The 25,571-nt window shown below is 39.1% G+C and carries 22 protein-coding genes; 10 read left to right on the top strand and 12 right to left on the bottom strand.

The window, feature by feature from the left end:
- The first annotated feature begins 12 nt into the window (after positions 1-12).
- From trkA to Q1A31_RS02565, 3 genes are read left to right on the top strand one after another with little or no spacing between them, the layout of a single operon-like run.
- Positions 13-1,389, top strand: coding sequence for a Trk system potassium transporter TrkA (trkA, locus tag Q1A31_RS02555; protein ID WP_299871888.1), 1,377 nt, complete (start codon positions 13-15; stop codon positions 1,387-1,389).
- Between the two features lie 12 nt (positions 1,390-1,401).
- Positions 1,402-2,853 (top strand): TrkH family potassium uptake protein, encoded by a 1,452-nt coding sequence (locus Q1A31_RS02560; RefSeq protein WP_299871891.1) that lies wholly within the window; start codon positions 1,402-1,404, stop codon positions 2,851-2,853.
- Entirely contained in the window at positions 2,854-3,435 is a 582-nt protein-coding gene (locus Q1A31_RS02565; RefSeq protein WP_299871893.1) for a methyltransferase domain-containing protein, read from the top strand.
- A gap of 73 nt (positions 3,436-3,508) precedes the next feature.
- Here Q1A31_RS02565 and Q1A31_RS02570 read toward each other — a convergent pair whose 3' ends face one another.
- A complete protein-coding gene (locus tag Q1A31_RS02570) occupies positions 3,509-4,120 on the bottom strand; it encodes an NADPH-dependent FMN reductase (RefSeq protein ID WP_299871896.1) in 612 nt (203 codons plus the stop codon).
- A gap of 122 nt (positions 4,121-4,242) precedes the next feature.
- Between Q1A31_RS02570 and Q1A31_RS02575 the strand changes: the two genes are divergently transcribed.
- The 3 genes from Q1A31_RS02575 to Q1A31_RS02585 are packed head-to-tail and all read left to right on the top strand — an operon-like array spanning position 4,243 to position 7,119.
- Positions 4,243-5,163, top strand: a complete 921-nt coding sequence (locus Q1A31_RS02575; RefSeq protein ID WP_299871899.1) for a mitochondrial fission ELM1 family protein — start codon at positions 4,243-4,245, stop codon at positions 5,161-5,163.
- A complete protein-coding gene (locus Q1A31_RS02580; protein ID WP_299871902.1) occupies positions 5,164-6,288 on the top strand; it encodes a glycosyltransferase family 4 protein in 1,125 nt (374 codons plus the stop codon). It begins immediately after the preceding gene.
- 3 nt (positions 6,289-6,291) lie between these two features.
- The gene (locus Q1A31_RS02585; protein WP_299871905.1) at positions 6,292-7,119 is read left to right on the top strand and encodes a polysaccharide deacetylase family protein; all 828 of its coding nucleotides are present in this window, start codon (positions 6,292-6,294) and stop codon (positions 7,117-7,119) included.
- 85 nt (positions 7,120-7,204) lie between these two features.
- Here the strand turns inward: Q1A31_RS02585 and Q1A31_RS02590 are convergent, their stop codons facing one another.
- The 11 genes from Q1A31_RS02590 to apaG all read right to left on the bottom strand — a co-directional run bounded on the left by Q1A31_RS02590 (position 7,205) and on the right by apaG (position 17,009).
- Positions 7,205-8,032 (bottom strand): lipopolysaccharide kinase InaA family protein, encoded by an 828-nt coding sequence (locus tag Q1A31_RS02590; protein WP_299871908.1) that lies wholly within the window; start codon positions 8,030-8,032, stop codon positions 7,205-7,207.
- A 20-nt stretch (positions 8,033-8,052) separates the two neighbouring features.
- Positions 8,053-8,826, bottom strand: a complete 774-nt coding sequence (locus Q1A31_RS02595; RefSeq protein WP_299871911.1) for a class I SAM-dependent methyltransferase — start codon at positions 8,824-8,826, stop codon at positions 8,053-8,055.
- Between the two features lie 76 nt (positions 8,827-8,902).
- Entirely contained in the window at positions 8,903-9,604 is a 702-nt protein-coding gene (locus Q1A31_RS02600; protein WP_299871914.1) for a YrbL family protein, read from the bottom strand.
- 93 nt (positions 9,605-9,697) lie between these two features.
- A complete protein-coding gene (locus Q1A31_RS02605; protein WP_299871917.1) occupies positions 9,698-10,969 on the bottom strand; it encodes a hypothetical protein in 1,272 nt (423 codons plus the stop codon).
- Positions 10,970-11,103: 134 nt separating this feature from the next.
- Positions 11,104-12,168: an LPS export ABC transporter permease LptG gene (lptG, locus tag Q1A31_RS02610; RefSeq protein ID WP_299871920.1), complete on the bottom strand. Its 1,065-nt coding sequence runs from the start codon at positions 12,166-12,168 to the stop codon at positions 11,104-11,106.
- Positions 12,165-13,301: an LPS export ABC transporter permease LptF gene (gene lptF, locus Q1A31_RS02615; protein ID WP_299871923.1), complete on the bottom strand. Its 1,137-nt coding sequence runs from the start codon at positions 13,299-13,301 to the stop codon at positions 12,165-12,167. Before lptF ends, lptG begins: the two co-directional genes overlap by 4 nt.
- Positions 13,298-14,245, bottom strand: coding sequence for a lipid A biosynthesis lauroyl acyltransferase (locus tag Q1A31_RS02620; protein ID WP_299871927.1), 948 nt, complete (start codon positions 14,243-14,245; stop codon positions 13,298-13,300). The genes lptF and Q1A31_RS02620 overlap by 4 nt, the downstream gene beginning before the upstream one ends.
- A gap of 17 nt (positions 14,246-14,262) precedes the next feature.
- The gene (locus Q1A31_RS02625; protein WP_299871929.1) at positions 14,263-14,481 is read right to left on the bottom strand and encodes a zinc-finger domain-containing protein; all 219 of its coding nucleotides are present in this window, start codon (positions 14,479-14,481) and stop codon (positions 14,263-14,265) included.
- 35 nt (positions 14,482-14,516) lie between these two features.
- Complete coding sequence (locus Q1A31_RS02630) at positions 14,517-15,437, bottom strand: branched-chain amino acid transaminase (RefSeq protein ID WP_299871931.1); 921 nt, start codon at positions 15,435-15,437, stop codon at positions 14,517-14,519.
- Between the two features lie 205 nt (positions 15,438-15,642).
- On the bottom strand, positions 15,643-16,464 hold the full coding sequence (locus Q1A31_RS02635) for a lytic transglycosylase domain-containing protein (protein WP_299871934.1): 822 nt from the start codon (positions 16,462-16,464) through the stop codon (positions 15,643-15,645).
- Between the two features lie 140 nt (positions 16,465-16,604).
- Positions 16,605-17,009, bottom strand: a complete 405-nt coding sequence (gene apaG, locus Q1A31_RS02640; protein WP_299871937.1) for a Co2+/Mg2+ efflux protein ApaG — start codon at positions 17,007-17,009, stop codon at positions 16,605-16,607.
- A 168-nt stretch (positions 17,010-17,177) separates the two neighbouring features.
- Here apaG and tsaA point away from each other — a divergent pair, with 168 nt between their 5' ends.
- The 4 genes from tsaA to Q1A31_RS02660 are packed head-to-tail and all read left to right on the top strand — an operon-like array spanning position 17,178 to position 25,570.
- A complete protein-coding gene (tsaA, locus tag Q1A31_RS02645; protein WP_299871940.1) occupies positions 17,178-17,885 on the top strand; it encodes a tRNA (N6-threonylcarbamoyladenosine(37)-N6)-methyltransferase TrmO in 708 nt (235 codons plus the stop codon).
- A gap of 60 nt (positions 17,886-17,945) precedes the next feature.
- Positions 17,946-19,529, top strand: a complete 1,584-nt coding sequence (dacB, locus tag Q1A31_RS02650) for a D-alanyl-D-alanine carboxypeptidase/D-alanyl-D-alanine-endopeptidase (protein ID WP_299871943.1) — start codon at positions 17,946-17,948, stop codon at positions 19,527-19,529.
- A complete protein-coding gene (locus tag Q1A31_RS02655) occupies positions 19,530-21,410 on the top strand; it encodes an autotransporter assembly complex family protein (protein ID WP_299871946.1) in 1,881 nt (626 codons plus the stop codon). It begins immediately after the preceding gene.
- The gene (locus Q1A31_RS02660; protein WP_299871949.1) at positions 21,407-25,570 is read left to right on the top strand and encodes a translocation/assembly module TamB domain-containing protein; all 4,164 of its coding nucleotides are present in this window, start codon (positions 21,407-21,409) and stop codon (positions 25,568-25,570) included. Before Q1A31_RS02655 ends, Q1A31_RS02660 begins: the two co-directional genes overlap by 4 nt.
- Position 25,571: the final 1 nt, after the last annotated feature.

Below are 25,571 nucleotides of genomic sequence, written 5' to 3' on the forward strand. Positions count from 1 at the left end.
GGAAATTAAGCAATGAATATTGTTATTCTGGGAGCAGGTCAGGTTGGTAGCTCCTTAGCGAGAAATCTAGCGAATGAAGATAATGATATTACTATCATTGATACAGACATTGCTTCGCTTCGTGATCTCAGAGAAAAGCTGGATGTACATACTCGTTTAGGCCCAGCATCTCACCCCGATGTTTTAGAGCAGGCCAATGTGAATGATGCTGACATGTTAATTGCCGTCACCAATAGTGATGAGGTTAATATGATGGCTTGCCAGATTGCATACAGTTTGTTTAGAACCCCAACACGTATAGCTAGAGTAAGAGCTTCAGGTTATTTGCAACACCCAGAACTGTTCACACCTGAATTAATTCCGGTTGATGTTTTGATCAGTCCAGAACAGTTAATTACCAATTATATTTTTCGCCTTATTTCTAATCCAGGTACTACTCAGGTTTTAGATTTTGCTGGTGGTCGAGTAAGATTGGTCGCGGTTAAAGCATTCCATGAAGGGCCGATGGTTGGCCGTGAAATCCGGAAATTGAGAGAGCACCTACCAGAAGTGAAGGTAAGGATCACAGCGATATTTCGAGATGGAAAAGCGATTAGTCCAAATGGAAGTACTGTCATCGAGGCTAACGATGAAATTTTTGTTATCGCGAGTGCTCAACATATCAGAGCTGTCGTCAGTGAATTAAGAAGTGTCGATAGGCCGTACAAACGCATTATGATTGCTGGCGGCGGAAATGTAGGAAGAAGATTGGCCAATGCACTCGAAGAAGGCAGATACAAAGTCAAAATAATTGAAAAGTCCCCTGAAATTGCAAAAAAGCTTGCAGAGAGTTTAAATAAGACAATCGTTCTAGAAGGTGATGCTGCAGATGAGTCTTTACTGCTTGAAGAGAATATTGAAGATACTGATATCTTTTGTGCGCTGACCAATGATGATGAAGCTAATATTTTATCGGCAATGCTTGCTAAACGATTGGGGGCACGAAAAGTGATGTCTTTAGTGAATCGAACGGGTTATGTGGATTTAGTCGAAAATGCCAATATAGATCATGCCGTTTCTCCTCAGCAGATAACTATTGGTGCGTTACTCACCCATATTAGAAGTGGAGACATTGTATCAGTGCACTCATTACGTAAAGGTGATGCAGAAGTCATTGAAGTTGTCGCTCATGGTGATGCTAAAAATTCACGCGTCGTTGGTAGGAAGCGTGCTGATTTAAAATTACCTCCTGGTGCTACCGTAGGTGCTATTGTTCGCAAAGATGAGGTAATCATGCCGCATCATGACACCGTCATAGAAGAAGAAGACCATGTCATCTTATTCCTTGCTGATAAACGCTATATTAATGCCGTTGAAAAAATGTTTCAGGTTGGTTTAGGCCACATTTAGGCCTGATTCTTTATGCAACTTTTTATCATTCAGCGTATTTTGGGTTTGCTCATGGTGTTGTTCAGTTTCACCATGTTGCCACCCGTTTTGGTTGGCTGGATTTATAATGACCTTTCCATAGCACCATTTATCAAAGGTTTTTTACTTGTTTTTATTGTAGGTGCCGTCCTCTGGTTTCCTGTACGGCATAGAAAAAGAGAGCTGCGTTTACGTGAAGGGTTTTTAGTAGTTGTTCTATTCTGGAGCGTACTAGGGATGGCCGGATCTGCACCCTTAATTTTCTCGCATGAGCTGCAGATCTCTTTTGTTGATGCGGTTTTTGAGTCTGTATCTGCACTAACGACTACCGGAGCTACTGTCATAGTAGGTCTCGATGATTTACCCAAATCCATTCTATTCTACAGGCAACAGTTACAGTGGTTGGGCGGTATGGGTATTATCGTACTGGCTGTAGCAATATTACCCATTCTCGGTATTGGTGGCATTCAGTTATATCGTGCTGAGGCTCCTGGCCCTGTAAAGGACTCTAAGTTAACACCAAGAATAAAAGGCACAGCAAAGCTGTTATGGATTATTTATCTGACGTTTACTGTCACTTGTGCGGTTGCATATTATCTTGCGGGTATGGATGTATTTGATGCTATTAGTCATAGTTTCTCTACGGTAGCGATTGGTGGGTTTTCTACTCATGACGCGAGTATGGGCTATTTTAATAGCCATGCGATAGAACTTGTTGCCGTCGTCTTTATGTTGTTGTCCGGGGCAAATTTCAGCTTACATTTCATCGCCTGGCGATCATTGAGCTTAAAAGCTTACCAAAGAGATTCTGAGTTTCGATTATATGGTCTGCTATTCGTTCTGCTTACCATTGTAACTCTTGCGTATTTATACTTTATGCATGTTTATGGGAGCTTTTCAGAATCCTACTATCATGCAATGTTTCAGGTGGTTTCGATTGCTACAACCACAGGTTTTACTACTACAGATTATAGTCATTGGCCTGGATTTTTACCTGTCTTGTTAGTTCTTGCTAGTTTTGTTGGTGGTTGCGCAGGTTCTACAGGTGGCGGAATGAAAGTAATCAGGGTTCTGTTGTTATTTAAACAGGGCTGGCGTGAAGTACTCAGGCTTATTCATCCAAATGCACGAATTGCGATTAAATTGAATAAAAAACCTGTTGATAGAAGTGTTATTCAAGCGGTGTGGGGGTTTTTCTCGGTTTATATCGGTATTTTTGTACTGTTTATGTTGATCTTGATGGCTGCAGGAATGGACCAGGTTACTGCGTTTTCTGCTGTAGCAGCAACGTTAAATAATCTAGGTCCCGGGCTCGGAGAAGTGGCACAAAACTATAAAGAAGTGGGTGATTTTTCCAAGTGGCTATTGTGTTTATCGATGCTTATGGGACGTTTAGAAATATTTACATTGCTTGTCGTCCTTACGCCCGCGTTCTGGAGGAAATAAATGTCAGGTAAAAAAGACAAATGGGATCAAGCATATCAGCAGGCTGACTTTTCTTCTGCAAAAGTCGCAACAGTACTTAGTGACAATTCTTATCTGCTGCCTCTCTCAGGAGGAGATGCCTTAGATTTAGCTTGTGGAAGGGCGGGCAATGCTCAATTTTTAGCTAAAAATGGCTTTATTGTCGATGCGGTAGATATTTCATCTGTTGTTCTTGATGGTTTGTCTTCTTATGTTATGGAGAATAAATTACAGATAGATACGATTCTTCGAGACGTTGAAAGTGATGGAATGCCTGAAAAGAGGTACGATGTTATCGTAGTGAGTTACTTTTTGAATCGTGAGTTATTCCCTCAAATAGTAGAGTCACTAAAGCCGGGAGGGTTATTGTTTTATCAAACCTGGTCTCAGCTAAAAGTGACTGATACAGGACCTAGTAATCCTGATTTTCGATTAAAAGCAGGAGAGCTTCTAGATCTTTGTGATTCATTACAGATAATTCTCTACAGAGAAAATGGAGAGCTAGGTAAAACTGATTCTGGATTAAGAAATGAAGCAATGATCATTGCTCAGAAGCCTCTATAACCCATCCTATAATTTAAAAAGTCACCCCCCTACTTTTAGGGCTTTTTTTCTAGACGTTGCTTGTTCAACTCTTTTACATGCCGTTAGTAAACTTATCTGTATCAGTAGCACCACTATCCCTAACTAATTTCAAAGCTTTGGAATACTCATTTAGTATACCTAAGCTCCACTGGATTCTTTCGCGAAAATAGTTGTCAGCCTCGACATCATTCTTCTCTTGATCATCGTTAAGTACTGATTCTACATTTCTAATGATTAAGTGTTCTGGTAAATAACAGATTCGGTTGTTTTTATAACTACTCATGCGTAATTCAGCAACAGGGTAAGAACCACCGTCAACAGAAGATACCGCAACAATAAGTGCGGGTTTATGAGATAACTGTTTTTTCCACATTAAAAAGAAATTCTTAAGTGCCGCAGGTACTTGCCCGTGATATTCAGGTGAAATAATTACAAATCCATCACTGTTCTCTAATTCATCAGAGATGGGATCTAAAATACGCTTCCATTCTTCATCACCTTCCCAAATAGATTCATCCCACAAAGGTATTGGATTTCCAGCTAGACTTAATAAATAAGTATCATCAGATAATTTAGATTCTAATAATGTTTTCTCAATATGTTTGCCTACTTTGATGCTTTGAGAGTTTTGGCGGTGGCTGCCGCTGATAATAGATATTTTCATAGTTAAATTAGCTAAAACAGAAGTTTTAAAATGCGATAAGGATTAGAATCCTATAGGATGACAAAGTTAGTGAATATAGGCAATGTTTCTAATTATTAAACTAATTAGATGAGCAAAAGATAATGAATATCTCAGATATAAAAAAAGACAATACATTAAATGTCTGGGTATTAACGGATGGAAGACCTGGTCATGCTAATCAATCTGAAGGATTAGTTGAAGCATTAAGCAAATATCGTCAGATTAATATTGTCCGCCCTCCTTTACTGACTAAGATTCAAGCACTGAAAATGTGGTTGTTCAACTGGTGTTTTATAAATAAAAAAGAGGATACTCCAGATTTAATTGTAGGGGCAGGACATCAAACGCATTTGAGCTTACTTGCTTATAGAAGGTGTTTTGGTGGAAAGGTCGTGGTGATGATGAGCCCAAGTCTGCCTTCTCTCTTTTTTGATTTATGTTTTATCCCTAGACACGATAACCCAGGTAACAGAAGTAATATCATTGAAACAGTAGGTGCGATTAATCGTGTCGTGCCAAATACAACGTCATCAGTGAAGAATACTGGTTTGATAATGCTTGGAGGGCCTTCTAAACATTATCAATGGAGCTCGAAAAAGCTTATTAAACAGATCCAGAATGTACTTACGAAACAGCCAGAAATCCAATGGGTGATTGCTGGTTCACGTAGAACGCCACAAGATACCTACGATGAAGTTAAAACAAATTTCCCGGAATTGGTGTTAATTGTTCCTGAAAATGTCTCTTCGGATTGGCTCCCACAAAAAATGCATGAAAGTGAACAGGTTTGGGTGACGGCTGACAGTATTTCAATGATATATGAAGCGCTCACATCAGGAGCTAAAGCAGGCGTAATTGAACTTGATTATGATAAGCTTTCCCGGATAACTAAAGAAATTGACCGATTGATCAGCGAAGGCGCGGTTGATTCTTTAAACACTCTAGATCGACCCCATACAGTAACTGAACTCTACGAGGCAGATCGCTGTGCAAAACTTTTATTAGAGAAGTTTGAGTTATAAATGACTAAACAATTAACGATATTGCAATTACTTCCTGACCTTGAAAGTGGGGGGGTGGAAAAGGGAACGCTAGAGGTTGCTAAAGCAATAGTTTATGCCGGACATAGGTCAATTGTAATGTCTGCAGGTGGTCGTTTAGTAAAAAGACTTGAGGAAGAGGGCAGCGAACACATATTTTGGGATTTAGGTAAAAAGTCACCTTTGACTTTTTTGCAGGGCAGTAAGCTCCGAGCATGGTTGCAGCAGAATAAAATCGATATTATTCATGCACGATCCAGAATGCCTGCTTGGGTGGCTTGGCTAGCCTGGCGTAAAATGGCATCAAATAATCGACCGCACTTTATCACCACAATGCATGGTTTAAATTCAGTGAGTCGTTACAGTAAGATAATGACTTATGGTGAGAAAGTCATTGCCGTTTCAGATACGGTGAAATCTTATATTCTCGATAAATACCCTGAAACCAATGAAGATAAAATCATTACCATTGCACGCGGTATCGATATAAAAGAATTTCCATTTCACTATCAACCAGAAGCTGAATGGCTTGCTGCCTGGTATCAAGAGTATCCACAAACTCAGGGGAAATGGGTAATCACCCTGCCGGGTCGTTTGACGCGCTTGAAAGGTCACAATGACTTTCTGGATGTTCTGAATACATTGAAATCAGAAAATCTCAATGTGCATGGCTTGATCGTTGGTGGAGAAGATCCCAAAAGAAAGCAATATGCGCAAGAGCTGTATGCAAGAGTAAAGTCTGATGGGCTTGAAGACTACGTTACCTTTGCCGGCTATCGATCAGACATGAAGGAAATATACGCTATCTCAAATGCTGTTTTGTCACTCTCAACGCAACCGGAGTCTTTTGGTCGCACAGCCGTTGAGGCGATTAGTTTGGGAACGCCAGTCATTGCCTATAATCATGGTGGTGTTGGTGAAACTATGGGGCAAGTTTATCCGGCTGGTCTGGTAGCTTTGAACGATACTGAAGAAACCGCAATACGATGTAAGCAATTATATAATGGTAGCATTCAAGCTCCTCAAGGTGAGCTAGCTGTTTACAGTAAACAGGAAATGTTAGATAAGACTGTGGCTTTATATGACGCATTGAGTGAGAAAAATTAGTTTATGTCTATTTATGTAGGACTGATTTTATTTCTCGTGTTATTAGGCGCATATTATTCGCATCGATATGCCTGGTGGAAAAAGGCAGTTCCATTTAAGTATCCCAGAATACTGATGTATCACATGATTAGTAACCCTATCAAAGGGGCAAAATTCAATTCTTTACGTGTTTCACCTGAAATGTTTGAAAAGCAGCTTCGATACCTGATTGATAATGATTGGCAGTTCTTTACGATGTCTGAGTTAGTGTCAAAAAAGGATCAGTTGCCTGAAAAAAGTATCGCTATAACCTTCGATGATGGTTATCAAGATAACATTAGCAATGCTCTGCCATTGCTAAAGAAATATAAAGCGAAAGCGACCATTTATTTAGTTATTGATCGGCACAATAGAGAATGGTCGAGCAAACGTAAAAAAAAGAATAATTCAGGTGAGCTAATGGCTGAGCCTAAGCTTTCAGACGAACAGGTAAAAGAGTTATTAGAATCTGGCTTGATTGAAATAGGTTCGCATACTGTTACTCATGATAATTTGCCGACGCTTTCAGAAAAACAGAAGCATGAAGAAATAGTGTGTTCTAAGAAAAAAATAGAAGATCTTTTCGGTATTAAGTGCCATTCATTTTGCTACCCGTTTGGCTTGTTTGATCAAGCTGATTTAGACTTAGTCGAATCAGCAGGGTATACAAATGCGACGACTGTTGAAACGGGGATTTCTGATTTTAAAAAAACAAATCCCTATCTTTTAAAACGAGTAACGGTAAGTGGAAAAGATAACTTTTATGCATTCAAGCTAAAGATGAAAATAGGTCGACGAGGTATTAAGAAATAAAAAATACTGTCGAATCTATTAGAAAAAATGTAAAACTAGAACGTTTAAAAGACTTTTTGAGATAATGTTCGATTGCTAGTTCAGGCTATTCTTCAGTGTGAGGGTTTGGCAAATTGATGAAAATCGTTTGTAACAGCACACAAAGTTCAGGTTGTTGCTGTAGGCGTTGCAGCTTTGAGTAAACGAAGTGAAGATCGGCGTTTCTTGTCGCTTCCGGTACATGCTCCCCGAGCAGTTCTATTAATTTATTCGGATCTTCAAGTAATACTTTTCCTCCGCGTCTAGGCTTCAGGCAATCGTCAATCAGCCGCAAATAGTCAAACGCCATTTGTTGTTCCTGATTAACCCATTCCACGGGGCCAAATTCAAAATCAATGACTGATAGTTTCTCACTATTTGGGTCTATGAGTATGTTGCCAAGGTTAAGATCCAGATGAATCACTCCTAGACTATGCATTGTTGAAATAAGAGGAAAAACGTTACTTAGCACCTTCCATAATTCCGCTCGGTTTTTTGTTAAATATCCGGAAAGTCTTTCCCAGGGTAACCAACTACACGCAATCGCGTGTTCAGATCGCCAAAGCGGTTCAGGAGAAAGTCCACCTGGTGCAAGTTGTACGTAGGCATCCCATTCTCTGCTTAAACGATCAACGGGACCAAGCGGGATACCAGGGTCAAGAGGGCCAATTGGGTCATTTATTATTTTGTGCTCGCTATTTATTCTAACTACTGCAAATCTGCTTCCATTTTTGGATGCATAGTAAATCTCATCGTAACCTCCTTTTGCTGCAGCTGGGCTTAATTTTATTTTTTGCCCTTCGCGTCGTTCAAGTGCGGCTTCAACTTCAATGCGTCGGCTGGCATTTTTCTTTAGTTCTTTGTGACGCTTTAGCCAGCGCATTGGTGATTTCATGACAAACTGCTCTCAATTAATTAGGTCTTGTTCGCGACTTTGCCAATGACAACCAGCTCGCTAAACCCCACATTGTTGATTTTAACTTTGTCTGGGAAATTATCGGTGGGCTGCCCGTCGAGTACCATCTTGTTCGCCAGTTGATACTGTTCGTCATAACGATTTGATGAAAAGCATTCAACTTCATCGAATACAGTGTCAATTTTGTCTATGAGGTCGATCCCGATTTCACGAGAACGCTCGTTAATCATTTTACCAAACTCTTTGGTTTCTTCATGTTTATATATTTCTGCTATAACAGCTAATCCTCCAGGTTTGAGTACACGATGAATCTCAGAAAGACTTGCATCCAAATCGGGCGGTATAGTAAGTACCCTTGAAATTACTACGCAGTCATAGGAGTTGTCATTGAATGACATGGCTTGAACGTCTTCGTTAAAGTCCACATCTTGTTTTAGTAAGTCAGCGGTGTGATACGTCTCAAACTTCTCTGCGACCAGATCTTTAAGGCAATCTTCCGGTGCGATATGTAGTACGCTCTTTCCTTGTGTTTCAGCGGCATTAAATACTTCGTTGAATACGAGGTACATCATACGGTGACGTTCGTTGGAGGCACATTTGGGGCATTTACTATCGATACGAACCAGATCGGGTTGTTTGCTTATGCGTTTATCTTTAAAGGGTCCTTGGTATCCACAGATTGGGCAAAGATAACTCTTTCCTGATTGTTTGAATAGCTTGTAAAAAAAAGGTCTGATGATGCCTTTCAGTTTTTCTGTGTGGGCGTTTCTCATTAAACGTGCCTGTGTCTCGAAATTGTGTTTCGGAATATAGTTGTTGATTTCAGAGATTGTTTATTTATGTTCAATCTTAATCTCTGTGTCTAAGTATACCTTGATCCCACGTACTGTTTTTTCGCATTTCTTGCGTAACGCCACCTTGTTTTGCGAAGTTCTCAAACCTGGGCCATGCTTCTTCGACGCGCCTTTTTACTTTGGCTCTTCCCAGAGTTTTAGACCAGCGCGCAAGAGGTATAAAAGCTGGGTCTCCCAATCCGTCTATGATATACATGGTTGGGACACCATCTTTGTCAAAGCTTACGACGATGTTATGGTCAAGTAGTTTTCTGGAAAGTACTATATGCTCATGCAGGAAATCACCAAGCTTATCGTATGCAGTTCGTAAATCTGCAAGATCAAAACCATCGGTAATCAGCTGACGAATACTTCTTGCAATTTGACCGTCTTCATCTCGGATTAGGTCTAAAACAAGACCTGGTCCCAAGTCAGTTTCATGCATGCCATAACATCTCGGCAAGTGGTCTGTCATCCCCTCTCCGATTTGATCGTATAGCTCATTCAGCACTTCCATTTCATGGCGATTATTGTCGTATTCACGGTGAAAGCTGGCAGGAATAATTCTCTTCTTTTTTAAGCGCACGGTTCTTTCATCATCTTGTCTGAGTATCTTGACGCACTTACTGGGATCATTAGGATGGGTAAAACAAAGTCGCCTGCCGCCTGCGCCAAATGCCGACTTATCTTTAAGTTGTAGGACTTCGCTGGAGCTCATAGGGTGGCAATCCTGTAAATGTGAGTATGGTGATTAATGTGATCTGGAATTATAACTCACTCTGATGTCTTGTTATAACCGATTTAACTGGAATCACAGCTTGTTCAGTATGGTTGTGAGCGCTTCCACAGAATCTTCAAGTGAACAATCATTGTTAAATGCCAGGTAGTCTGTGGGTGATCGCAGGGAATGGCAGTTAAACATGTCCTGGTTGTAGTGCAGGATTCCTTGTTCTGTCATTTCAGGTTTTCTGTCAGATATGTTTTGAGGATTAACAATACAATGAATGATAGGGATTCTTTTGCCGAAGATATTGGATAAAAATCTGAATCTGGAAAATCGTGGTGTATCTGTTTTTCTGTCTAGATACAGAAAATCCATAATTGTTCTATCTACTAACATCAGTCCTTTATTTTTCTGTCTCCAGTATTTTATGCGAATGCCTAGACTGGCTCTAAGATAAACCCACGGCGCTAGTTTTTCATCGAAAGTCTCTCTCGATTGAAATAGCAGAGGTCTGATAAAAATGACCAACAGTTTATGGATATATGATTTTCTATATAGGTGTTTACCGGTAAATACACGAGATATATTGTCTTCTGATTCTAGTAAATGGGTTGCTATAGTTGTTTTTCCCGCACCGTCACTGCCCATGATAGAGATCATTCGGTTCTCTCTAGGAGCAGCCAGCCAGCTTTCTTTGATTAGGGAGCTTAATCGTTTGGTTGTGTGTGTAAAGTTACTGGGACTTTTAATTAAGCATCGTTCATTGATATATTTCAGTGTCAATTCGTCGATCGTTTGCGAAATTTTTTGAGTGTTTACTATATCTACGATCACATCTGTGAGTTCTTTGTCACAGTTTTCGTTGTAGTAGTTTAATCTACTAATGGTTGATTGATTATCGATGCTGCGTTTTTTGCATATAAGATGTTGGATATAGATGCATGCTTCAAGATTAGCAGGAAATCTGCTGATAGAACTTTGCGGTGTTTTGATTGCATCTTTTGCTCCAGAATAAGTGAGGCAGGATCTCTTGTGATCAAGTTGCCAAAGTTCTAGCCAAAGATCGAATATGACGCAATCTTTCCCATCTGTTGAATACAATATCAGTTGTACTTTTCGATTTTTCCGAGACATAACTCGAGCGTGACATTTGCGTTCACATACCCAAGTATATATAGCACTAAGTAAAATCTTCGCAGATTCGTTAGATACGAGAAGGTCAATATCGTCCTGATTGAACTGAGTGTCAGATATTTGCTCTCCTCGTAATTGGATAGCACTCCATGGGCCGTTTTCTATCTGTTCAAGACACCACCTCAAATTGTCACTCGGTATATTATGTGTGGGGCTATCTGTCATGGAATTACTACTCGCTTCCTAAGTGGTGGTTAAAATGGGGTAGGAGTGTTATGGCTAGCATTGTAAGTGAATTCTTTCTCTCGATCTAATCGCTTTAGATGTGTAAAAAAACGATAATTTAATTTATAAAGGAATCAAGTTTTCCTGCTTATTGCCAAAAGCCCAATAAATAGAAAAATAATAGAGGGGAGAAATGCACTAACCAGGGGAGAAAAGCCATAAACCGCACCTAATTCGTTGGCGGTTCTGTTTGCCAGATAGAAAATGATTCCAACAAGAATACCTACGAAAATTCGTTGTCCGATGCCACCCCCCCGGTTTGAGCTAAATAAAAATGGCATTGCTAGTATCAGCATGACTAATGTCGATAAGGGAATTGAGAATCTTTTCCAGTAGATAAGCTCGTATTTGTCAGTCTTGATGGCATTTTGTTTTTGGTATTCAATAATTTTAGAAAGTGCGCTACTGGATAATTGATTCGGGTCAGTATTTGCAACATCTAAAACTTTTGGGTCTATAAACGCTATATCCGTTTCTAATTCATTTGATGTCTTCAGCACATGGTTATCTTCAAATTTAGTTGTACTAACTTGATAAAAATCCCAGTTTTTATCATTTGCCTTGGCATTTTTCACTGAGGTTAAAGTTTCAAGACCCGAGTGATCTTCTTTAAACGAATAAATCGACACATCTGATACTTGTGTGCTCGATAACACTTTACCTATTTTGATGATGCTTCGCTTTTCTTTGACCCAGAGACCAGAATCATCCACAAGAACAATATTTTTATTTTTTAATTGCGCTTTAAAATTACGCGCATGTAAATCACTGGCAGGGACTAGCCACTCGCCGACAACAAATATCCCTATCGCCAACAAAGCACCTAGTTTTATAACTGAGGACACAATATTTCCAATAGATACTCCGGCGGCTCGCATCGCAATAAATTCAGAGTTTGCAGCAAGATTGCCTAACCCTAAAAGGGTCCCAATCAGAACTGAAGTCGGGAAAAACTCATAGAAACTAGCTGGAAGAGTGTAAATTAAATAAATAATTGCCTGCATTGTGGTGTAAAGCGCATTGGTTTTCCCCGCTTCATTAATAAAAGCAAAAAAGGTATCTAAAATTACCAAGGCCAGCCATGCAATGAGTATGCCTTGGATGGTAGAGCTCCATAAATAGCGATCTAAAATCTTCATTTTAGATTTCCATATTGTCTACGGAGCAACCACAGGGAGAGAGCAATAAAAATCGCATGGGTCCACCAAAGCCCGAGCCAATTAGGAATTCGCCCATCTTCTATCATTGATTTACCTGTAATGATCAAATTGGCATATACCGCATAAAGCAGTATGCCAAACGCAAGTTTCCCAAAACGTCCTTGTCGAGGTGTCGTATGACTAAGGGGGAATGCCAGAAGTGCCATCACAGGTGCTTGAAGAATCAATGCCAAGCGCCAATGGATCTCTGCGTTACTCTCATTACTCTGAAGTTTTAGTAATTCAAGAGTAGGCTCTGTTTCCAAATCTTTAGAAATATTTATTTCGAGTGCCGGGATATGAATGCCATGTTCTGCAAAATTAAAAATACTGAATTCACCGGTACTTTTATTATTATCGTAGCGACTTCCATTTTCTATTTTGACAATTCTATTGCCGCTCTTGGGGTCGACGTAAAGTAGGGCTTGTTGTGCAGAAACGATAATTTCAACATTGTCTTCTGTTTTTTTATCGTCAACTTTAGTTGGGGAATCTGTAGATTCAGTTTTGTTAGGCGTCTCCTCTTTATCATTTAGGTGCATAAAGAAGCGTTTCATCACAACATTTTCTTCATCGATATCTTCAACAAATAAAGTGATGCTTTTTCCGCCGGTTTTACTGTGCATAAACTCACCGACAGGGATACCAGATGCTTCAGGCCGTTGTTTTATTTCTTGTTTGATGTTGTAACTGGTTTTCTCTAAATCTGGAATGACAAATAAGGTTAACCCAGCAATAATGAGCGTCAATGGTGCAACAAATAGGAAAATGCCTTTGTAAAATTGTTTTGGACCAATGCCGGAGGAATGCAAAGCCGACATTTCATGGTCTCTATAAAGACGCCCGAATGCGAGCATCATGCCTATCAGTAAGGCGATTGGAACAAGTTTTATTAATCCATTAATGGATCCTAGAAAAACCAGTTTGCTCAGCGCATCAATAGGTAAATTGCCGCCACTAACTTTTCCCAATAAACGGACAAAAGTATTGCCAACAATAATCAGCATCAATACCAGTAAAGTGGCTGAAAATGTAGACATGATTTCGCGCACCAGATAGCGCTGGATAATCATGATTTGTGACCTGATAGTTGGCTTTTCGAGTATTCTTTATAGAAGTCTCTATTTTCTGTTTTGTAATTTTTATATCGCTTATGTGTCCATAAGTATTGATCGGGATACTCTTTTATCAAATCTTCTAATATCTGATTCAAGCGCGTTGTGTCATTCAATGCGTCATCACTTGGAAAGTTCTCAAGTGGTGGATAAGTTTTTATTAGATAGCCTTTGCGGCTGTCATTTTTGCCAGTTAAACGGACTGTTATACAAGGTATAACTTTGGCATTTGTCATCTTTGCTAGTCTCGCGGTACCCGTATTTGTTGGAGCATCAACGCCAAAGAAAGGGACGGGTAAGCTTCCTTTGCCTCGGTAGTTTTGGTCGGTGGCATACCAGACAGGTGATCCATTTTTAATGCTTTTTATCATGTCACGAATTCTGCTTTTAGGTATGGCTTTGCCGTATTTAGTATCTCTTTGTAAAGCCACTAAATATTCTATCAGTGCATTTTGGTGTGGGCGATAGGTAACATGAATGGGCATTTCTAACGCCATAATTCTTCCACCTACTTCCAGGCTAGAAAAATGAGCACCTAACATAATGACATTGCCATCTTTTAATGCATCCCTTAGATAATCAAAGTCTTCCACATGCGCGAGCTTTTCTATTTTTTCATCAGAACCCCACCAGCCTAGTGCAGCCTCAATAAGGCCTTGACCCATTGAGATGAAATGATCTCGGTTGAGTTTTTCTAAGTCAGCTTTTGAAAGTTCAGGAAAAGCAATTTCCAGATTAATCTGACTTATTTTTCTTCTAGAGGATGCAACAGAATAAATCAAAATCCCCAGCCACTTGCCTAACACCATTTGAACAGACCAAGGGAGCAGAATAATGAGTTTGAGAATTCCAACCCCAAGCCAAGTTGGCCAATAACGTGGGTTGAAAAATTTTGAGGGCATTTTAACGTTTATATTAATTAGTCTTGAAGATGGTACAACGTTCCGCAATAAGGACATCGTGCAGTACCATCTTTCGAGTTTTCTATCGCGAGATAAACTTTAGGATGTGCGCACCACAGGGCAGAAACATTTGTCGGACAATGCAAAGGTAATTCATTACGGGTAATAGTGACATCATTCGTAATATTTAACTTTTTATAATCCGCTTCTTTATCTGAACTTCCCTGTGATGCCATTTGATGTCCTTTCGTTGTTTGTAACTCTTATAGTGTTATACCAGAGTTAACCAGTCTTTGTATTTTTCAACCTTCCCATGAACGCTGTCAAAATACAATGATTGTAATTTTTCAGTAATAGGGCCACGAGTACCGTTACCGATAGCTCTATTGTCTAATTCACGAATGGGAGTTACTTCTGCTGCTGTTCCAGTAAAGAAGGCTTCATCCGCAATATAGACTTCATCGCGAGTAATGCGCTTTTCTACGATTTCGTAGTTAAGATCATTAGCAAAGGCAGTAATGGTATTGCGAGTAATTCCATTGAGTGCAGATGTTAAGTCTGGCGTATAGATGACACCATTTTTAATGATAAAGATATTTTCACCACTACCTTCTGCAACAAAACCTTCAACATCTAGAAGAAGTGCTTCATCATAACCATCCGTTAGTGCTTCTTGAAGTGCAAGCATAGAATTAATGTAATGACCGTTCGCTTTAGCTTTACACATACTGATATTCACGTGGTGACGTGTGAATGAAGATGTCTTAATGCGTAATCCTTTTTCCATGTTCTCTGCGCCAAGGTACGAACCCCATTCCCAGGCTGCAACAATGGTATGCGTTTTAAGATTATCAGCTCGAAGTCCCATACCTTCTGAGCCATAAAAACACATGGGTCTTAGGTAAGCGGAATCCAGGTTATTTTCTTTAACGGCAGCTATTTGTGCTTTAGTGATTTCTTCCTTTGAAAATGGCATTTCCATATTCATGATTTTTGCAGAATCAAACAAACGATCCGTATGTTCTTTCAAGCGGAAAATCGCAGGTCCTTGATCGGTTTTATAAGCACGTACGCCTTCAAAAACACCCATTCCGTAATGTAATGTATGAGTAAGTACATGCACATTGGCTTCACGCCAAGGTACCATTTTTCCATCAAACCAGATTAGACCGTCGCGGTCAGACATTGACATCGTTTAACTCCTATTTTAAACGCAATATTTCAAGGCGTAAGGATACTACAGCTTGTGATACGTCAACAATTGGAGAAAGCTAAAAAGATGGAAAATATTGGATTTTCTATTAGGTACTTTTAATTTACTTCTATAATTGTAAAAAGTGCCTATAAGTAGGGGGGTGACTATATTTTTCTATAATTACGGATATGCTGATTTTTTGTTATTTAGAGGCTAGTTGTATTTTTTTCTTATAGCCAATCCCAACTTTTTTCAGTCGTTTATATTCGGCATAAACTTTTTTTACATAATTTCGTGTTTCGTTAAAAGGTGGAATCCCGTTGTATTTATTTACATTACCAGGTCCGGCATTATAAGCAGCAATTGCAAGTTTGTAATTACCATCAAATCTTTCCAGCATTTTTGCAATATATTTTACGCCACCCTGTATATTATGTTCTGGGTTCCAGGGGTCATTAATTCTTAATCCAAGCGCGGTCTGTGGCATTAATTGCATCAGGCCTATCGCTCCGACACGTGAATGCGCGCCTTCATTGAAGCAGGATTCCTGCTTTACAATTGCGTGAATCAGTTCTTCATCAACATCGTAAATACGTGAATAAATCTGAATCGGTTTTTTGTAAACACGTGCTTGTTTGTTTAAATGTCGATCGTTTCCACAGCCAACAATAATTCCATTGTCGCGACCTTTAGGGTCGACAAGGTTGGCATATTTGATGCCTTTGTTGTTGCTTAAACGTGAATTCTTACGTTTTTTATAAGTGGATTTTTGTTTTGTTTTTCGCGCTGATGAAACTTTATCTGTTTTGGGCTTTTTCTTAATACTAGATTTGTACGCGCCTTTTTTCTTGATCTGATAGATTTTTACTAATTTATATCCAGAGCCTGAGAGTTTTTCACCCGAAAGCAGGGTGGAGCCATCTTTTTTTACATACTTATACATAGCGGCATGCGCCTGGCTACTGAATGTCAGAATAAAAGTGCATAAAACAATGCTGGAGAAATAGTGAGTTGCTATTTTCATCAATTATTAGTCTTTATTATAATTATTAGGTAACTATTGTCTTTGGGGTTAAGCAAAGATTATGTCTAATGGCAAATTTTGTCTACTGACTTAAGATGAATGGAACACCTATTTGATGATGGGCTTTCGTACAGTGAGTACTAGTTCAACATTCTCGGTAGAGCTAGCGTAAACGGCTCGATAATTGCATCAAAGTGATGTTGATCGTCGGCAACCATTTGATAGGTGCCTTGCATTGATCCAACGGGGGTTTCCATCATTGTGCCGCTGGTGTATTCAAAGGATTCGCCAGGCCTTAAATAGGGTTGTTCGCCAATCACGCCTTTGCCTTTCACTTCTTGAATGCGGTTATTAGCATCCGTAATTATCCAGTGGCGACTGATTAATTTAGCGGCGATATCACCTTTATTCTCAATTTTAATGGTGTAAGCAAAAACAAATCGACTGGCTTCGGGGTTAGATTCAGCTTCTATGTACTGGGTAGAAACGGTTACTTGGATATTATAATTATTCAACTCGGCATCCTTATCGCTATCTTGACTCATAAAAATCAGGCCTTTGCTATTTTATAGCTATGTTGTTTGACATCGGTTAATTAAAATAATTTTGTAAAATATGAATGTAGTTAAGTTTAGCTCTAATTCTAGTCTCATTTGATTATTTTTGTATGAAGCATTTAATAATAGGTCGGAGCATCAGTATAATCCAGCAGAATGAAAAGCCTGAATTTTACATCTATAGGATTAATCTCCTCCTGTTTTAAAGAGAAGTTTGGGATACCCAGGCAACCTGGATTAGTAACGGCGGCAAAAGCTCAGCTTAAACTGGATAAGGTATTTACCGAGGAGAGTGTTCGAGAATTAGACGGTTTTTCACATGTCTGGCTACAATTTGCCTTTCATAAAACAGAATCTCAAGGTTGGAAACCTATGGTGCGACCGCCACGATTGGGTGGAAATACAAAAGTAGGTGTGTTTGCATCGCGTTCCACGTTTCGTCCTAACCCAATAGGTTTGTCGGTCGTTGAATTGGAAAGTATTGAAATAGAATCTTCGAGGGTCGTGTTGCACCTTAAAGGTTGTGATCTTATGGATGGTACGCCCATTTTGGATATAAAACCTTATCTGCCATATGTCGATGCAATACCTGAAGCAGAAGCTGGGTATGCAAAAGAGAGACCCTTAAACAAAATGACAGTGCTTATGAGTGACGAAATAATTCAGGCGTGTCATTATGCCAGTCATCGTTTAGGAGAAGATGTTGAAGTTTTGATAAGGCAATTATTAGAGCTCGATCCGAGACCTTCATATCATGAAAATAACACTAACAAACAACGAATCTACTCAATGAAATTACTTGATTTTGACCTAAGATGGCAATACTGCGAAAATAACGCTATCAAGGTCTTAAGCATCAATTAATATCGATGAAATATTCAGTACTCTAAATAAAGATCAGTGACTTTGTCGATTGGGGATTTAATGAAATTAACAGATAGAAAAGAGCGTATCTTTTCATGCGCTAAGATAATGATTGCCTGTGGGCTTTTCATTGCTGGCTCAGTTAATGTCGGATCAGTAAATGCCAAAGAGTCCAGTCAAACTAAAGTAAGCGATGCTAAAGAAGATCCGCAACCCGCACAAACATATTACATCAATAAACAAACGCCTCAAGATTTACCAGAGTCAGTTAATAAACTTTTAAAAAAATATAAGATACCCACAAAAAATATCAGTATTTATGTGCGTGATTTAAACGCTGATGCTCCGATGCTGGAACTTAACGCTGATAAATTACGCACACCAGCATCAACCATGAAGTTGCTAACTACCTATGCCGCGCTTAAAGAGTTAGGACCAAATTATTCCTGGAGAACAGAGGTTTGGACAAAAGGGCCTATAAGTGGGGGGGTGTTATCCGGTGATTTAATTTTAAAGGGTTACGGAGACCCTTTTCTGGTTTATGAAAATTTCTGGAAGCTGGTTAAGACTTTACGTGATAAGGGTTTAAAGCATATTGAAGGAGATATTATTATTGATAATAGTTATTTCCAGTTACCCATTCATGACCCGGCAGCTTTTGACGGTAAGGCATTTCGAATTTATAACGCTCAATCCTCTGCGTTGATGTTTAATTTTCAGGCAACTCGTTTTCTCTTTACCCCTGAAGAGAATGATCAGGTATCCAAAGGAAAGAAAAAGAGTAAAAAAAGTAAGTCGATCGGTAAGGTTAAGGTTAAACCATATCCTGATATAACTGATTTTAATTTTAAGAATCAGATAAAATTAACCAAAGGCAGGTGCAGGAAATCCCATTTACGTCCCAAATTAAAAAGGGATAAAAAGGGCGAGTTGATTATCAGTGGAAATTACGCCGCAAAATGTAAACAACGATTTATCTTGCGTGCTATTTCTAAACCTGAAGAACATGTTTTTAATGCCTTCCGTGATTTTTGGTTAGACCTCAACGGCACTCTTAAAGGGAGCCTGAAAGTAGGTAGAGTATCAGCAAAAGATGAACTATTTCATGTGCATAGCTCTCCAACACTTGGAGAACAGATACGACTGATCAATAAATGGAGTAATAATGTGATGACAAAACAATTATTGCTTACTCTTGGTGCGAAAAAATATGGGTCACCTGGTACTCTAACAAAGGGACGACAAGCTATTCTAGATACAATGAATGCTAATAATATTGATACTAATGGCATCCAGCTAGAAAATGGCTCTGGTTTATCAAGGTCAGCGCTAGTGACTGCACGACAAATGGGTAATTTGTTAGAGGCCGCTTATAGAGATCCGTATATGCCTGAATTTATGGCCTCCATGTCTTTGCCAGGTGTTGATGGAACTTTGGTGAATCGTTTCAGGAAAGACGAACTGCGTGGGAGAAGTCATTTAAAAACTGGTACGTTAGACTTTGTGACGGCAATTTCTGGATATATGTTAAATCGAAAAGGGAAAAGACTTGTTATTGCCATTCAACATAATGGAAAAAGAACGGGAGCTGGGCGCGGTGCAAAAATACAAGATGCCATCCTTCGTTGGAGCTTTGAGCAATAGATGTTGAAAAGCTTACCCTTTATTCTCTGTAGTTTACTTATTTCGTATTCTGTTTTTGCAGGAGATGCGAATGATGATGTTGACAATCAAATCATTAAAGCAGCTATTACAAAAAATGATACAGAGTCTGAAGAGACACCTGAGAATAAGCCTGACACAAAAACTGGCAAAAAGTCTGAAACAAAAGTTGATGATGAAGCTACTCTACCATCAGCAAAGTTAGCAACCATAGACGTTACTGGGGTTGAGGATGATCTAAAGAAAAACATCGAACTCCATATGCCTGTTACTGTTCCTGAATGTACTGCCGATCGAGCAGAAGTGAAACAGTTCTTCACAACGGTAAAAAAGAATTTAAGAAAAGCTACTAGAGCTTTGGGTTACTACGATGCAGAGCTGGTGTCTGGTGGATCTATCGTCGATAACTGTTGGAAGCTACGTTTGACGGTTAAACCGGGTAAATCAACTAAAGTCACATCAATATTAACTGAAGTTGTTGGTGAAGGTAAAAACGAAAAGCTTTTTACAGATATAATTAAGAAACCGCCTTATTCAAAAGGTGATGTGCTCAATCATCAGAATTATACTGATTTCAAAACTAAGCTTTCAGAAGCTGCGCAATCATTAGGCTACTATGATGCTGAATTTGAAAAGCATAGTATCAAGGTCGATCCAACAACATATCGAGCGAGCGTTGTACTCATTCTAAATACAGGAAAGCGTTATCAATACGGAGAAATAACGGTTGATCAAGAGCTTCTGTCTGAAAAAGCGATGTCAAAATATATACTGCTTAAAACAGGTGATCCTTTCTTCGCTGAAGACCTAATTAATCAACAGCAACTATTGCAACGTAGCGGTTATTTTAATTTGATTAAGGTCGAAGTACTTAATGAACAAGCTAAAAATTTCCGTTTACCTGTTGTAATCACGTTAACCGCTAAAAAACGAAATGCTTACAAGTTCAAAGTAGGCTATGGCTCTGATACAGGTGCTCGTATAGCTGCAGAAATGAATAGGCGCTATTTGGGAAAAAGTGGCAAGCAACTAAAGGTCAAGGCTCAATATTCTGAAAAACTTCCAGAGTTCTCTGTTCAGTTATTAAACCCTAGAAATAATCCTGATGATAATAGTCTGATCTATAGTATTGATCTAAAGAAAGACTCAAATGATGATATTGAAAGTCATACCTTATCTGTTGGGGCTACTCTTGTTCGTAAATTTGGCAATGGGTGGGTTAGAACGGCTTCCATAAAGGCTATTAAAGATAAGACGCAGGTGGATAGCGAGGATGAAACTGATGCTGAACTATTGATGTTCGGTGTTGGTTTAGAAAAAGTAGTTGCCGATAGCTTACTTAATCCTAAAGATGGGTGGCGCTTAAAATTATCTCTAGACTCTGCTTTGGAAGCACTCCTGAGCGATCAGGATGTTACTCGGCTTAAAGTTCAAGCAAAAGGTATCAAGCAAGTTGGTCCTGGACGTATTTTGGCCCGTATGAATCTAGGCGCTTCTATAGTTTCAGATTTTAATAGTCTTCCTAAAAGTTTAAGGTTTTTTGCCGGCGGTAGCACTAGTGTCAGAGGTTATACTTTTGAAAGCCTTGGTGAAGAGAATGATAATGGAAAAGTAATAGGTGGTAAGCATCTGTTAGACCTAAGTCTAGAATATCAACATCCAATTAATGACTCCTGGAGTGCAGCAGTTTTTGTAGATGCAGGTAATGCATTTGAAAGCTGGAGTGATCCTGGTATGAAAGTAGGTGTTGGTTTTGGTGCACGTTGGAGCTCTCCCGTTGGTCCTGTTCGAATTGATATCGGATTTCCTAAGGATGATTTTGGCGACCCTCATCTACATCTAAGTGTGGGATCTGATTTGTGAGAAAACATTTAAATCAGTATGTGTTCTCGCCTTTGTTCTGGGTGATGTCACTATTACTAGTTCTATTATTTGCATTAGTGATCACGCTTTTTACTCCAATAGGCCCGAAAACTATTGCGTACCTTGCCGACTCCTCACTAAAGCAACTCACCCTTAAAGGGGTATCGGGTAGTGTTTTATCAGGACTTCATGTAGACAAGTTCGTTTGGGAGGATGGCGTTGCGGTCGTGCTTGAGAATATCGATGTAAAACTCAATAAATTTGATATCAAAAATGAAAAGATCCACGCCAAAAATGTAACTGTCGGAAAATTATCAATAGACTTGCAAGGAAAGACTAAGTCAGATGAGGTGTCAAAGGATGTTACTTCTTTGCCTAACTTTGGATTGCCCATTAATCTAGATGCTGATGTTTTAAAACTAGAATCATTACAAATTACTAAAAGCATACCTGGGGATAGTAAGAGTCAAACGTTGCTATTCCAGATTCAGGATATCCAACTCAATAAAGCAACAATAAAGCAAAATATACTTAATTTTGAAGAATTAAAAGGCGCTCCTATTATTTTAAATCGACCCTTAAGAATCGATGTGGTCGATGGTGAGCTGAACATGAATCAGCCCCATGAAATCAAAACTAAAGGCACTGCGTCCTTTGAGCATGATGTCATTGGAAATGTAAATGGAACAGTTGATGTTAAAGGAACACTCACTAATTATATTTTTGATGGCGATTTAGTTCTTGAGCAAAAACAGCTAGGCAAGGGAACAGCCCTGGTTAAAGGTGAAGGAGATTACAAGCAAGTTACGTTTGATGACATTATATTCGTCAGTGTTCATGGTAATGCAGAAGCGAAAGGTAATGTGAATTGGGACCCGGAAATTCGCTGGAATTTTGATGCTGATGCAAAAAATCTAACCACGAGTAGTTTATTACCAGAATGGCCAGCCAGTGCTGATGCAAAAATAAAATATACAGGCACCTTTTTAGATTCCCGGTTAGAGAACCAGTTACAAATTGTAGAGTTAGATGGGACGTTCCGTGGACAGAAATTAACAGCCAAAGGTCAGGTTACAGAACGAGAGAGCTTAGTTCAAGCAAACAAACTTGAGGTGACACTCGGGGATAACGCAATTATGGTTGATGGCGCGGTAACAGAGCCATTAAATCTGGATATTAAAGTTGATGCGAAATCACTAAAACAATTAGTTCCAGATGTCGCAGGAAGAGTTGAAGGCGCTGTTACCATCAAAGGTGAATATAAAAAGCCAGAAATACAGGCCAAAGTTAAAGCCAATAGCCTTGCCTATGCTGGATATAAGCAATCAACACTTCCAATATTAATTGAAACGGATGTGGTTGTTGATAATGACGTGCTAAGTCTAAAAAGTGCGCAAATCAAAAGTGGAAAGAACACCGTAAGCCTATCTGGAACTGCTACTGAACCACTTGATTTGAAATGGAATATTGAGGCTAATGATCTAAAACAGGTTTCTCCCCAATTAGCCGGTAGTATCAATGGAAGCGCAACCTTAAAAGGTCTGATTGAAAAGCCTGTATCTACCTTAGATATAACCGCAAAAAATCTCGAATTTAATGGGATTAGACAAGGGGAAGAAGCTTTAACCCTAAAAGGACAAATTAGCCTAGATAAAAAAATAATTCAGTTGAAAGAGCTCAATGTTGCTAGTGGTAAAAATATTCTTCTAGTAAACGGTAATGCAGGCGAGCCACTAGACTTAAAAATTAATATTAATGCGCCAGATCTGAAGCAGGTTTCACCTGATTTAGCCGGACGTATACAGGGAGATACCCAGATTGTTGGTCTTTATAAGTCTCCTACTATCACAACAAAATTAGTAGCCTCTAATTTGCAGTACCAAGACTTTAAGTTAGGTCAGTCAGATATGAATCTGCAAGGTGAAGTTCAATTAGTTGATGGTGTACCGATGGTTAAAGAACTGAACACCATTATTGGAGATAACCGTTTTCAGGTGACGGGGCGTGCCAGCAGTCCTTTTAACTTAAGTTGGAATATTGATAGTAAAAATCTTAAAGAAATTGCATCAGAATTATCTGGAAGATTAATAGTTAAAGGCCAACTCCAGGGAACCATAGATAAGCCTATTATAAATGCGACTGTAGACGCTAAAAAAATAAAATATAAAACTTTTAACCTGGATTCTGCTGACTTCACAGCGAGTACTACAAACAATATTTATAAAATAAATGGAAAGCTCAAGAATTTTGAAAGTGATGGTCAGAAGATAGATGACGCTAATTTAGAGTTAAATGGATCTATAGAAAATCATACTATTTCTGCGTTAATTGATCATCAAGAGGCGAAAGTACAACTTAAGGCTAATGGCGGCTGGAAAAACCAACAGTGGAGTGGGATTCTTCAGCAATTAAAATTAGATGATACCCAAGCAGGTGATTGGGCACTTCAAAAGCCTGCACGAGTTAGTGTTTCAAAAAGTGGATTTAGTGCTGATCAATTTTGTTTGTCGAGTAAAAAGACCAATGCTTGTTCAACAGCTAGTTGGTCTGAAGCTTCTGGTATAAATGCCAAGGGTACCTTGAATGAAATACCATTGGAGTTAGCAAAGCCCTGGTTGCCAGAGGGTATGGAATTAAATGGTGTTGTAAATGGATCTTACGATATCCAGCAAAACAGTGGGAGACCTAAGGGGAAGATACAATTTAAGCTCCCGAGTAATAGTTTCTCCTTTAAAGCTGATGATGAGGTACGTGATTTCTTTTATGAAGACGCAGAAATTAATGCAACCATAGATAATCGAACTATTAATGCTGATGCCTCGATGAAAATAGTTAATCGAGGTCAATTCTCAGCAAATGCCAAAATCAAACTGTCTCCAGAAAATGGCAAACATACTATTGATGGTAAGGCTAATTTCGATATACCAAATATTAACTTTGCTCAGGAGCTTATCCCTCATAGTCGAGGCTTACGTGGGGCGCTCAGTAGTAAGTTTAGCTTTAGTGGATTACTAAGTAAGCCTCAAATAAAAGGTCAGGCAGATATAAAAAATGCTTACCTTAGATTACCTGAAGCAGGTACAGAGTTAACCGACATCAATATTAATGTCACTGCAGATCAGCCCGGAAAAGCTAAAATCAACGGTAGAATGTTGATGGGTAAAGGCGCTTTAAATGTCACCGGCGATATGGATATTCAAGATGTGGCAAAGTGGAAAGCAAATATAAAAATTAGCGGCAATAATATTCGCTTTATGAACACCAATGAAATTAAGGCTACGATGTCTCCAGATATCGTTTTAGGCTTATCTCCTGAGGTAGTCAGTATCAAAGGCAAGGTGACTATTCCTTATGCTGATATACGATTAAATGATATTCCTGAAAGTAGTATCGATGAATCAGGTGATGCATTTGTCATTGGTGAGAGAAAGCCTGGTGAACAGGTTTCAGCAGTAAAATTACAACCGAATGTGATTATCGTATTAGGTGATAAAGTACGATTAGATGCATTTGGTTTAAAAGCAAGACTATCTGGTGATGTTAATGTCACTCACAACCGACGGGATGTTTTAGCCAATGGTTCTCTAAGAGTGACTGATGGAAAATTTCAGGCTTATGGTCAGGATTTAGAAATCAACAATGGTCGATTAATATTCAATGGCTCACCTAAGCTTGTGGGTATGGATATTCGAGCTACTAGAACAGTCGATAATCAAGTTGTTGGCGTTCACCTTGGTGGAAATGTTCTTAACCCTAAATCTACTATTTTCTCTAACCCTGCGATGCCCGAAAGTGAGGCATTGAGCTTCCTGTTAACAGGGCATAGTTTATCTTCGGCATCTGGTCAGGAAAGTGCTTTATTGATGTCAGCAGTTAGGGGCCTTGGTATAACCGGTAGTGGTAGTTTGGCTCAGAATATCGGCGCATCGTTTGGTCTGGATGACGTTAATATCGTAACTAAAGAGGACTTAAGAGAAAGTGAGTTGGCTTTAGGTAAAAGGTTGGGATCGAGATTATATGTACGCTATCTCTTCGGTTTATTTGACCAAACCCAAAAAATTGCGATTAAATACAAAATTAATAAGGTGCTGTCGCTCGAAGCTGAAACGTCGGTGGATGAATACGGTCTTGATTTAATTTACGAGTTTGAAAGGGATTAGG

The sequence above is a fragment of the uncultured Cocleimonas sp. genome, from assembly GCF_947495625.1.
GTDB lineage: Bacteria > Pseudomonadota > Gammaproteobacteria > Thiotrichales > Thiotrichaceae > Cocleimonas.